Here is an 11,968-nt window from a genome sequence, read left to right on the forward strand (position 1 = left end):
TCTCCCAGGGGAGGACGGGGGCCGCGGGCGTCGGTGCTCCAGCGCTTCGGGGCCGTCAGGGCCTCAGAGCGAGTAGACCTCTTCGATCAGCGCCTGCTGCTCGGCGGCGTGCCGCTTGGCCGAGCCGACCGCCGGGGACGAGGCCGTCGTGCGGGCGACGCGGCGCAGCCGCGAGCCGTTGGCGCTGCGGCCGACGACGACCTGGAGGTGGTCGACCAGGTTCATCGCGATGAACGGCCAGGCGCCCTGGTTGTCCGGCTCCTCCTGCGCCCAGACGAACTGGACGTCGTCGCCGTAGCGGGCGAGCTCCTCCTGGAGCTCGGCCACCGGCAGCGGGTAGAGCCGCTCGACCCGGACGATCGCGGTGTCGGTGACGCCGCGCTCGGTGCGGGCCGCCGCCAGGTCGTAGTAGAACTTGCCGGCGGTGATGACGACCTTGCGCACCTGCGCCGGGTCGACGGTGTTGTCACCGATGACCGGGCGGAAGGAGCCGGACAGGAACTCCTCGGTCGCACTCGCCGCGGCCTTGAGACGCAGCATCGACTTCGGGGTGAAGACGACCAGCGGCTTGTGGTGCGGGTTGTGCGCCTGCCAGCGCAGCAGGTGGAAGTAGTTCGACGGCAGGGTCGGCATGGCGACCGTCATGTTGTTCTGCGCGCACAGCTGCAGGAAGCGCTCCGGGCGGGCGGACGAGTGGTCCGGGCCCTGGCCCTCGTAGCCGTGCGGCAGCAGCAGGGTGACGCCCGAGTGCTGGCCCCACTTCTGCTCGGCGGAGGCGATGTACTCGTCCACCACGGTCTGCGCGCCGTTGACGAAGTCGCCGAACTGCGCCTCCCACATGACCAGCGAGTTCGGGCGGGTCAGCGAGTAGCCGTACTCGAAGCCCATCGCCGCGTACTCCGACAGCAGGCTGTCGTAGACGGTGTAGCGGGCCTGGTCCTCGGTGAGGTACTGCAGCGGGGTGTAGTCCTCGCCGGTGTTGCGGTCGATCAGGACGGCGTGCCGCTGGCCGAAGGTGCCGCGGCGGCTGTCCTGGCCGGCCAGGCGGACCGGGTGGCCCTCCATGAGCAGCGAGCCGATGGCGAGGGTCTCGCCCGTCGCCCAGTCGATGGTGTTGTCCTCGACGGAGGCGGCGCGGCGCTGGAGCTGCGGCAGCAGGCGCGGGTGGACGGTCAGCCAGTCCGGCAGGTTGACCTGCGAGGCGGCGATCCGCTTGACCATCTCCTGGGAGATGCCGGTCTGGATGTTGACCGGGAAGTCGGCGACCGGCTTGCCGGCGATGGCCGGGGCGGGGGTCTGGGCGGCGTCGCGGACCTCGGCGAAGACCTTCTCCAGCTGGCCCTGGAAGTCCTGGAGCGCCTGCTCCGCCTCTTCCATGGTGATGTCGCCGCGACCGATCAGGCCCTCGGTGTACAGCTTGCGCACCGAGCGCTTCTTGTCGATCAGGTCGTACATCAGCGGCTGGGTGAACGACGGGTTGTCGGCCTCGTTGTGACCGCGGCGGCGGTAGCAGATGAGGTCGATCACGACGTCCTTGTGGAACGCCTGGCGGAACTCGAAGGCGAGCCGCGCGACGCGGACCACGGCCTCCGGGTCGTCGCCGTTGACGTGGAAGATCGGGGCCTCGATCATCCGGGCCACGTCGGTGCAGTACATCGAGGAGCGCGAGGACGCCGGGGCGGCGGTGAAGCCGACCTGGTTGTTGACCACCAGGTGGATCGTGCCGCCGGTGCGGTAGCCGCGCAGCTGCGACATGTTCAGGGTCTCCGCGACGACGCCCTGGCCGGCGAAGGCCGCGTCGCCGTGGATCTGGATCGGCAGCACCGGGAAGGTGGTGCCGCCCTGGTCCAGGATGTCCTGCTTGGCGCGGGCGATGCCCTCGACGACCGGGTCGACCGTCTCCAGGTGGGAGGGGTTCGCGGCGAGCGAGACCTTGATGGTCTCGCCGTCCAGGCCGGTGAAGGTGCCCTCGGAGCCGAGGTGGTACTTCACGTCGCCGGAGCCGTGCATCGACTTCGGGTCGAGGTTGCCCTCGAACTCGCCGAAGATCTTGCCGTACGGCTTGCCGACGATGTTGGCCAGCACGTTCAGGCGGCCGCGGTGGGCCATGCCGATGACGGCCTCGTCGAGGCGGTGCTCGGCGGCGGCGTCGATGGTGGCGTCCAGCAGCGGGATGAGCGACTCGCCGCCCTCCAGCGAGAAGCGCTTCTGCCCGACGTACTTGGTCTGCAGGAAGGTCTCGAAGGCCTCGGCCGAGTTCAGCCGGCGCAGGATGCGCAGCTGCTCCTCGCGCTCGGGCTTGGAGTACGGCTTCTCCAGGCGCTCCTGCAGCCACTTGCGCTGCTTCGGGTCCTGGATGTGCATGTACTCGACGCCGACGGTGCGGCAGTACGTGTTGCGCAGCAGGCCGAGGATGTCGCGGAGCTTCATCATCTTCTGGCCGCCGAAGCCGCCGACCGCGAACTCGCGCTCCAGGTCCCACAGGGTGAGGCCGTGGGTGGTGACGTCCAGGTCGGGGTGCTTGCGCTGCTTGTACTCCAGCGGGTCCGTGTCGGCCATCAGGTGGCCGCGCACACGGTACGCGTGGATCAGCTCCATGACGCGGGCGGTCTTGTTGACCTCGTCGTCGTGGGTGGTGGCGACGTCGGTGGCCCAGCGGACCGGCTCGTACGGGATCCGCAGCGACTCGAAGATCTCGTCGTAGAAGCCCTTCTCCCCGAGGAGGAGGCGGTGGATCTCGCGCAGGAACTCGCCGGACGCCGCGCCCTGGATGACGCGGTGGTCGTAGGTCGAGGTCAGCGTCATGATCTTGGAGACGCCCAGCCGGGACAGGGTCTCCGGGGCGGAGCCCTGGAACTCGGCCGGGTACTCCATGGCGCCGACGCCGACGATGGTGCCCTGGTTCTGCATCAGGCGCGGCACGGAGTGCACGGTGCCGATGCCGCCGGGGTTGGTCAGCGAGACCGTGACGCCGGTGAAGTCGTCCATGGTCAGCTTGTTGGCGCGGGCCCGGCGGACGATGTCCTCGTAGGCCTGCCAGAAGCCGAAGAAGTCGAGGGTCTCGGCCTTCTTGATGGCCGCGACGACGAGCTGGCGGTCGCCGTTCGGCTTGACCAGGTCGATGGCCAGGCCGAGGTTGACGTGCTCGGGCTTGACCAGGAAGGCCTTGCCGTTCTCCACCTTGTAGCTGTAGTTCATGCCCGGGGCGGCCTTGATGGCCTGGACCAGGGCGTAGCCGATCAGGTGGGTGAAGGAGACCTTGCCGCCGCGGGCGCGCTGCAGGTGGTTGTTGATGACGATGCGGTTGTCGATCAACAGCTTCGCGGGCACCGCGCGGACCGAGGTCGCGGTCGGCACCTCCAGCGAGGCGTCCATGTTGGTGGCGACGGCCTTGGCCGGGCCGCGCAGCTGGATCAGCTCGGGGCCGGCGGGCGCTTCCGCCGCGGCGGCGGCCGGAGCGGCCGCAGGGGCCGGGGCGGCGGCCTTGGGGGCCGGGGCCGGAGCCGGGGGCGCGACGGGAGCTGCGGCGAGCGGCGCGGGGGCCGGCGCCGGAGCGGCCGGGGCGGCCGGTGCGGCGGGGGCGGTCGCGGCCGGAGCAGCAGCAGCGGGCGCGGGGGCAGCGGCAGGGGTCGGCGTGGGGCCGGCCTGGGTCGCGGCCTGGGTCACTGGGGTCACCTCGGTACCGGGCTTGTAGTCGGCGAAAAAGTCCCACCAGGCTCGGTCGACCGAGTTCGGGTCCTGGAGGTACTGCTGGTAGATCTCATCGACGAGCCACTCATTGGGACCGAAGCCAGTGGAGCTAGCCGAGCTATTGGGGGTTTCAGGGGACTGTGGCGACACGGCGGCAACCGCCCTCTTCCGCTTCCTTTTGGGATGTTTGGACAGCGGGGATTAAGGCTACGCCCCTGACCAGTGATCGCGCAGTCCCCGGGCCCCAGGCGTCGCCCAGATCACAGTCCTGACCTGCAGTTTGGCTGAAAATGTGCGTTAGAAAGCCGTATCTGAGGGGAAGCGATCGCGCCCACCCATGGGGCATATCCGGGCAAAACCGGACAAAGGCGCATGTAGATCATCTAATGATCTTCGTGTACGTCTGTGTCGCTTCTGTGACACATCCGACCCTCAGCGCTGCCCCGGCAGCCGGACCTCGATCCGGCAGCCGCGCGGCGACTCGGCGACCGCGATCCGACCGCCGTGCAGGTCCACCGCCCAGCGGGCGATGGCCAGGCCGAGGCCGGTGCCGCCGTCCGAGCCGGGCCCCTGGGCGGTCGCGGTGCCGCTGCGGCTGAACCGCTCGAACACCCGGCCGCGGTCGGCCGGCGGGATGCCCGGGCCCTCGTCCTCGACCTCCAGCAGCAGGCCGCCGGGCCCGCCGTCGGGCCGCGCGCGCACCGTCACGGTGCCGCCGGGCGGGGAGTGCTTGCAGGCGTTGTCGACCAGGTTGGCGACCACCTGGTGGAGCCGTTCCGGGTCCGCCACGCCGGTCAGGCCGGTCGGGCTGACCTCCAGCGCCAGCCGGACGTCGCCGCGCCGGGAGAACGCCCCGCCGGCCGTCGCGCCGTCCACGGTGACCCCGCGCAGCACGCCGTCCAGGAACTCGCGCACCTCGAAGGGGCGGGCGTCCAGGTCGACCACGCCGTCGTCGATCTTGGAGAGGTCCAGCAGGTGGGTGACCAGGCGGCCGAGCCGCTCGGTCTGCTCCAGGGCGGCCCCCAGGGTCGCCGGATTGGGCTGGACGACGCCGTCCACCACGTTCTCCAGCACGGCGCGCAGCGCGGCGATGGGTGTGCGCAGCTCGTGCGAGACGTTGGCGACCAGCTCGCGGCGGTGCCGGTCGGCGGCCCCCAGGTCGGCGGCCATCTGGTTGAAGGTGGTCGCCAGCTCGCCGATCTCGTCGCGCGAGTTCACCTCGACCCGGCGGCTGTAGTCGCCGGAGGCCATCGCGCGGGCGGCGGCCGTCATCTCGCGCAGGGGGGCGGTCAGCCCGTGCGCGAGGAACTGCATGAAGAGCAGCGAGGCGATCATGGAGAAGACCATGATGATCCGGATCTGGGTCTCGGACCGGATCGCCACGACCACCATGCCGGTGGCCAGGAAGACGGAGACGATCACCAGCAGGGCGAGCTTGCCCTTGATCGAGCGGACCGGGTCGAGCGGCCTGATGTCGGCCCAGACCCGGCGGGCGGCGCGGGCGGCCAGCGTCTGCGACCGCGTGCCGCCGGTGTCCCCGTTGCGTTGCTGTGGAAAGGTCATTGGTCCCCTGTGATCCCCGCGTACGTCCCCCGCGTGGTGCGCGGCAGTTCGGGACACGGGCCCCCCGGAGGCCCGTCGCCCGAGGCTCGCCGCTAGGAGAGCGGGGCCTCCAGCGCGTACCCGACGCCGTGGACGGTACGGATCCAGCTCGCGCCGATCTTGCGGCGCAGCGCCTTGACGTGGCTGTCCACGGTGCGGGTGCCGGACGCGTCCGTCCAGTCCCAGACCTCGGCCAGCAGCTGCTCGCGGGTCAGCACGGCGCGCGGCTGCGCGGCCAGGCAGGCGAGCAGGTCGAACTCGGTGGGCGTCAGGTGGACGTCGCCCGAGGCGAGCCGGACCCGGCGCTGCACGTGGTCGATCTCCAGCTCGCCGAAGCGCAGCGAGCCGAGCGCGGGCGTGCGGGCCGCCTGCTGGGCGCGCTCGACGCGGCGCAGCAGCACGTTGACCCGGGCGGCCAGTTCGCGCATCGAGAACGGTTTGGTCATGTAGTCGTCGGCGCCCACGCCGAGGCCGACCAGCAGGTCCGTCTCGTCGTCGCGCGCGGTCAGCATCAGCACCGGCACCGGGCGCTGCGCCTGGATCCGGCGGCACACCTCAAGGCCGTCGAAGCCGGGCAGCATGATGTCGAGGACCACCAGGTCCGGCTGCCAGGTGTGGAAGCCGTCGACCGCGCCCGGCCCGTCGTGGGCCACGGCGACCTTGAAGCCCTCCGCGCCCAGCCGGGCCGCGATCGACTCCGCGATCGTCGGCTCGTCCTCCACCACCAGCACTCTGCGTTGGCTGCTCACCGTGCCGCCGCTGTGGTTGTTGTCCTGCTGAAGTTCTGTCACGGTCACGCCACCGCCCCCAGGGCTGCGGGCCGGCCACCTGTGGGGATGGCGGGCTCCGCTCGTAGTCTTGTTCCGTCGTGGACTGTGCCGGGTCCGCCGTCCCGTCGTGCGTGCGGGTCGGCGGGCGGATTGTCGCCCGCCCACTTCTCCCGCGCACTTCGCAGCGTACGGACAGCGGATGCCTCCCGGCAGGTGGACCGGACGTTTCCGGCCCGTGGGCCGGCTGTCGGGCCGCCCTCGGAGCCCACTGCACGAGTGGGCACGGGCCGATACCTTACCCGGCGATTTTTCTCTGCGTAACGGTACGTATGCAGTCGAGTTGACGCCAAGTCGCCGGTCAGAGCCCCTGCCGGTGCGCCCGCCGGAAGAAGGTCTGGACCAATATCAGGAATCCGGTCGACCGGTTTCCTGACGGTCTTCACCGGCTTTTCTCAGATGCCTCTCAGAACCTCGACGTAACGTGGCCACGACAACGCCCCGCAGGGCGGGATCCGCGGCGCGCGCCGGTACGTTGGGCACCTGGTGAGGGGCCGGTGGCTGCCGGCGTGGAGCGGAGGGCGGCATGGCTGGACTGCGGCGAGGTGCCGGACGGGTCGGGGCGTCGCCCGCCGGCCCGCCGTACGGCATGCTCCGGCACGGTCTGCGCACCGGCGTCGTCGAGTGGCTGCTGGCGCGGGTGCCGACACCCCGGCGAAACCCCTTCACCCTCGGCTATCTCGCCGTGGTGGGCGCCACCACGACCTTTGCCAAACTCGCCGATCCGGAACTCGTGCAGCGGCTGCAGGAGGCCTCCAGTTCCGACGGCCACAACCTCCTGCAGCACCCCCTGCGCGCGCTGCTGCTCAGCGGTTTCTGGGTGGCCGGCGAGGTGTGGATGCCCTACCTGTGGGGATTCGCCGTCACCCTCGCGCCGCTGGAGCGCCGGATCGGTCCCGCCCGGGCGGCGGCGGTCTTCGCGATCGGGCACGTCACGGCCACGCTGCTGTCCCAGGGCGTGGTGATCACCGCGGTGGAGACCGGGCGGATGGAGACCGCGGCGCTGGACTACCTGGACATCGGCGTCAGCTACGGCGTGCTCACCTGCCTGGGTGCGGTGGCCGGGCTGCTGCCGTGGCGCGGGCGGCTGGTCGCGCTCGGCGGCGCCGGGCTGCTGATCGCCGAGCAGATCCTCACCGAGCGGGACCTGGTCACCGCCGTGGGGCACCCCGCCGCGGTGCTCACCGGGGTGGCGCTGTGGCGCTGGCTGCGCCGGGCCCAGGCCCGACGGCCGCGGCCGAAGCCGCGGATGCGCCGGGTCGAGGCGCCGGCCGCGGGCTCCTCGCCCGCGCCGGGCGGCGCTCCGGTCCTGGACGTGCGCTGACCCTTCCGGGTGCCGCTCCCGCGTGCTTTTGACGGCGCCTCCCGCACCCTCCCCCCGTTCGCTCCACACCCTCCTCCTGTTCGCTCATGGCGAACACCGCCCCGGGAACATCCGGCGCGCGCCAGGCCTTAGTCAGGTCGACTCAACTTCACTGACTGGGGAGAGATCATGGCATCGACGTCCACACCGCTCACCCTGCCCGTGCTGCCGCTCGACGACGAGGTCGTCCTGCCGGGCATGGTCGTCCCGCTGGACCTGAAGGACACCGAGGTGCGCGCCGCGGTCGAGGCCGCCCGCGCGGCGGCCACCGGCACCGGCAAGCCGCAGGTCCTGCTGGTCCCGCGGGTGGACGGCTCGTACGCGGCGGTCGGCACCCTGGCCGCCGTCGAGCAGGTCGGCCGGCTGGCCGACGGGGAGCCGGCCGCGCTGGTGCGCGCCGTGCGCCGGGTCCGCATCGGGGCCGGCACCACCGGCCCCGGCGCCGCCCTCTGGGTGGAGACCACGCCCTTCCGGGAGTCCTCGGTGGACACCCCGGCGGCCGGCCGGGCCGCCGAGCTGGTCAAGGAGTACAAGGCGCTGTCCACCCAGTGGCTGCGCAGGCGCGGCGCCTGGCAGATCGTCGACCGGGTGGCCCAGATCGAGGGCGTCGGCGAGCTCGCCGACAACATCGGCTACGCGCCCTTCGCCACCGCCGAGCAGAAGCTCAAGGTGCTGCTGGAGGCCGACCAGGTCGCCCGCCTGGAGTACGCGCTGACCCTGCTGCGCGACCACCTCGCCGAGGAGGAGGTCAACGACACCATCCGCAAGGACGTCGAGGAGGGCGTCGCCAAGCAGCAGAAGGAGTTCCTGCTCCGCCGCCAGCTGGAGGCCGTCCGCAAGGAACTGGCCGAGCTCAACGGCGACCCGGCCGACGAGGAGGGCGACTACCGCGCCCGGGTCGAGGCCGCCGACCTGCCCGAGAAGGTCCGCGACGCGGCCCTCAAGGAGGTCGACAAGCTGGAGCGGGCCTCCGAGCAGTCCCCCGAGGGCCCCTGGATCCGTACCTGGCTGGACACCGTCCTGGAGCTGCCCTGGAACGAGCGCACCGAGGACGCGTACGACATCGCCGGCGCCCGCGCCGTGCTGGACGCCGACCACGCCGGCCTCGCCGACGTGAAGGACCGCATCGTCGAGTACCTCGCGGTGCGCAAGCGCCGGGCCGACCAGGGGCTCGGGCTGGTCGGCGGCCGGCGCGGAGGCGCGGTGCTGGCACTCGTCGGCCCGCCCGGCGTCGGCAAGACCTCGCTCGGCGAGAGCGTGGCCCGCGCCATGGGCCGCACCTTCGTCCGGGTCGCGCTCGGCGGCGTCCGGGACGAGGCCGAGATCCGCGGCCACCGGCGCACCTACGTCGGCGCGCAGCCCGGCCGGCTCGTGCGGGCGATCAAGGAGGCCGGCTCGATGAACCCGGTCGTCCTGCTCGACGAGATCGACAAGGTCGGCTCCGACTACCGGGGCGACCCGGCCGCCGCCCTCCTGGAGGTGCTGGACCCGGCGCAGAACCACACCTTCCGGGACCACTACCTGGAGGTCGAGCTCGACCTCTCGGACGTCGTCTTCCTCGCCACCGCCAACGTGCTGGAGGCCATCCCCGAGGCGCTGCTCGACCGGATGGAGCTCGTCCGCCTCGACGGCTACACCGAGGACGAGAAGGTCGTCATCGCCCGCGACCACCTGCTCCCGCGCCAGCGCGAGAAGGCCGGACTGGGCGGCGAGCAGGTCAGCGTCGACGAGGCGGCGCTGCGCCGACTGGCCGGGGAGTACACCCGGGAGGCCGGCGTGCGGAACCTGGAGCGCTCGATCGCCCGGGTGCTGCGCAGGATCGCCGCCCAGGCCGAGCTCGGCGAGCGCGAACTGCCCGCCGCGATCGGCCCGGACGAGCTGCGCGCCCTGATCGGCCGGCCCCACCACGTGCCGGAGGCCGCCCAGGCGCCGGCCGAGCGGCGCACCGCCGTCCCCGGCGTGGCCACCGGCCTCGCCGTGACCGGCGCCGGCGGCGACGTCCTCTACATCGAGGCCTCGCTCGCCGACGCCGAGACCGGCGGCACCGGGCTCACCCTCACCGGGCAGCTGGGCGACGTGATGAAGGAGTCCGCGCACATCGCGCTCTCCTACCTGCGCTCGCGCGGCGCCGAACTGGAGCTGCCGGTCACCTCGCTGCGCGACCGCGGCGTGCACCTGCACGTCCCCGCCGGGGCCGTCCCCAAGGACGGGCCGAGCGCCGGCATCACCATGACCACGGCGCTCGCCTCGCTGCTGTCCGGCCGCAAGGTCCGCACCGACCTGGCGATGACCGGCGAGGTGTCGCTGACCGGGCGGGTGCTGCCGATCGGCGGGGTGAAGCAGAAGCTGCTCGCCGCCGACCGGGCCGGCGTCACCACGGTGATCATCCCCAAGCGCAACGAGGCCGACCTGGACGACGTCCCGGCCGAGGTGCTGGAGCGGCTCACCGTGCACCCGGTGGCGGACGTGCGGGAGGTGCTGGAGCTGGCCCTGGAGTCGGCCAAGGTCCTGGCCGCGGCGGCCTGACCCGGCCGCGCCGGGTCGGCGGGAGGATCGACGGGAGGACGGCGTCTGCGCGTGCCACACTGCGGAGATGCCGTCCCCCACGCAGCGCGCCCTGGCCCGGGTGCCGGCCCGGCTGCGTCCGTTCCTGGTGCGGCACCGCCGGCTGGTGAAGTTCCTGCTGGTCGGCGGCGCCTGCTTCGTGCTCACCACGGTGACCGACTTCGAGCTGAAGTTCACCGTGCTGGAGCACAAGCCGGTGGTCGCGCTGACGGTCGCGACCGTGATCTCGACCGTCGTCTCCTACGTGCTCAACCGTCGCTGGGCCTTCCGGACGGCCGGGCACCCGCGCGAGGCACTGCTGTTCTTCCTGGTCAGCGCCATGGCGATCGCCGTCAACGACCTGCCGCTGGCACTCTCCCGCTACGCCCTGGACCTGCGCGAGCCGTACGTCGGCCCGTTCGTCCAGGAGACCGCGGACTTCCTCAGCGGGATGGTCGTCGGTACCTTCGCCGCGATGCTGTTCCGCTTCTGGGCGATGCAGCGGTGGGTCTTCACCCGGCCCGCCGAACGGGCGCACCCGAGGTACGAACCCGGTTACGCTGCACCCGAGATGCCACGGGATGCCCCATAAGGCCGTGAGGTGAGGGTTATGCGCGGGGAACCGGACGCGGTTCGGAGCGGGCCCGCCAGCCAGCAGGGGATGCGCCGGGCCAACCTGGCCCTGGTGCTCGGGGTGATCGCGCGCGCCCCGCGCTCCCGGGCCGAGGTGGCCGCCGAGACCGGGCTGACCAGGGCCGCCGTCTCCTCGCTCGCCGAACAGCTGATCGCCGGCGGCCTGGTCGTCGAGGAGGGCCCGGCCGCGCCCAGCGGCAAGGTCGGCCGTCCCGGCACCGCGCTCGGGCTCAACCCGCTCGGGCCCGGCGGCCTCGGCGCCGAGATCGGGGTGGAGCACCTCGGTGCCTGCGTGGTCGACCTGAGCGGGGAGGTCCGGACCTGGCGCCGCCGCGAGGTCCGCAACCGGGGCCGCCGGCCCGCCGCGGTCATGGCCGACCTCGCCGAACTGCTGCACGCGGCCGTCGCCGAGGCGGGCCTGCGCCCGGCCGGGCTGACCCTGGCCGTCCCCGGGCTGGTCGGCACCTCCGGCGGGGTGCTCCAGCGGGCCGCCAACCTGGGCTGGCGGGACGTCCCGCTGGCGGCCGAACTGCGCCCGGCGCTGCGCGCGGCCGGCGCGGCCGAACTGGCCGAGCTGCCGGTCGAGGCGGACAACGAGGCCAACCTGGGCGGGCTGGCCGAACGGTGGCTGGGCGGCGGGCCGGAGGACTTCCTGTACGTGTCGGCCGAGGCCGGCGTCGGCGCGGCGATCGTGGTCGGCGGGCGGCTGCTGCGCGGGGCGCGCGGCTACGCGGGCGAGTTCGGCCACGTACCGGTCCACCCGGACGGCCACCGCTGCGCCTGCGGCGCGCACGGCTGCCTGGAGCAGTACGCGGGGGAGGCGGCCGTGCTGCGGGCGGCCGGGCCGGCGGGCGCGCGGGGCGACTGGGTGACGCTGCTCGCCGGGCGGGCCGGGGCCGGGGACGAGCCGGCCCTCGCGGTGCTGGCCGGGGCCGGTTCGGCGCTGGGCATCGCGGCCGCCGGGGCGGTCAACCTGCTGGACCCGGCCGAGGTGGTGCTGGGCGGCGGCTACGCCCGGCTGGCGCCCTGGCTGCTGCCGGCGATGCGGGCCGAGCTGGCCGCCCGGGTGACGGTGCGGCCCTGGTCGGACGAGCGGCTGACGGTGTCCCGGCTGGGCCGGCGCGGGCCGCTGCTGGGCGCCGCGGTGGGCGTGGTGCGGGCCGTCGTCGCGGACCCGGGCCGGCTCGCCGGCGGCTGACCTCCCGGCCCGGGGCGCACCCGAACCCCCCGCCGGGCGGCCCGGGGCGCCCGCCACCTCGGCGGCCTCGACCAGGGCGGCGCCCTCGACGCCGGCGGCGGCGACCAGCTC

The 11,968-nt window shown here is 73.1% G+C and carries 7 protein-coding genes; 4 read left to right on the top strand and 3 right to left on the bottom strand.

The features are described 5' to 3' along the window. Nucleotides 1–63 precede the first annotated feature (63 nt). From ACFV6I_RS10485 to ACFV6I_RS10495, 3 genes are all read right to left on the bottom strand, one after another. Nucleotides 64–3,840, bottom strand: a complete 3,777-nt coding sequence (locus ACFV6I_RS10485; protein WP_380424391.1) for a multifunctional oxoglutarate decarboxylase/oxoglutarate dehydrogenase thiamine pyrophosphate-binding subunit/dihydrolipoyllysine-residue succinyltransferase subunit — start codon at nucleotides 3,838–3,840, stop codon at nucleotides 64–66. Between the two features lie 282 nt (nucleotides 3,841–4,122). Next, nucleotides 4,123–5,253, bottom strand: a complete 1,131-nt coding sequence (locus ACFV6I_RS10490; protein ID WP_063347842.1) for a cell wall metabolism sensor histidine kinase WalK — start codon at nucleotides 5,251–5,253, stop codon at nucleotides 4,123–4,125. 92 nt (nucleotides 5,254–5,345) lie between these two features. Continuing rightward, a complete protein-coding gene (locus tag ACFV6I_RS10495; RefSeq protein WP_063351140.1) occupies nucleotides 5,346–6,083 on the bottom strand; it encodes a response regulator transcription factor in 738 nt (245 codons plus the stop codon). Between the two features lie 562 nt (nucleotides 6,084–6,645). On the opposite strand from ACFV6I_RS10495, the gene ACFV6I_RS10500 reads away from it, so the two are divergent. The 4 genes from ACFV6I_RS10500 (at nucleotide 6,646) to ACFV6I_RS10515 (ending at nucleotide 11,857) form a co-directional block, all read left to right on the top strand. Continuing rightward, on the top strand, nucleotides 6,646–7,443 hold the full coding sequence (locus tag ACFV6I_RS10500; RefSeq protein WP_380424393.1) for a rhomboid-like protein: 798 nt from the start codon (nucleotides 6,646–6,648) through the stop codon (nucleotides 7,441–7,443). Between the two features lie 168 nt (nucleotides 7,444–7,611). Continuing rightward, nucleotides 7,612–10,008, top strand: coding sequence for an endopeptidase La (gene lon / locus ACFV6I_RS10505; protein ID WP_380424395.1), 2,397 nt, complete (start codon nucleotides 7,612–7,614; stop codon nucleotides 10,006–10,008). Nucleotides 10,009–10,075: 67 nt separating this feature from the next. Then, on the top strand, nucleotides 10,076–10,618 hold the full coding sequence (locus tag ACFV6I_RS10510; RefSeq protein WP_063347839.1) for a GtrA family protein: 543 nt from the start codon (nucleotides 10,076–10,078) through the stop codon (nucleotides 10,616–10,618). 18 nt (nucleotides 10,619–10,636) lie between these two features. Beyond that, nucleotides 10,637–11,857: an ROK family transcriptional regulator gene (locus ACFV6I_RS10515; RefSeq protein WP_063347838.1), complete on the top strand. Its 1,221-nt coding sequence runs from the start codon at nucleotides 10,637–10,639 to the stop codon at nucleotides 11,855–11,857. Nucleotides 11,858–11,968: the final 111 nt, after the last annotated feature.

The organism is Kitasatospora sp. NPDC059803 (assembly GCF_042732255.1).
GTDB lineage: Bacteria > Actinomycetota > Actinomycetes > Streptomycetales > Streptomycetaceae > Kitasatospora.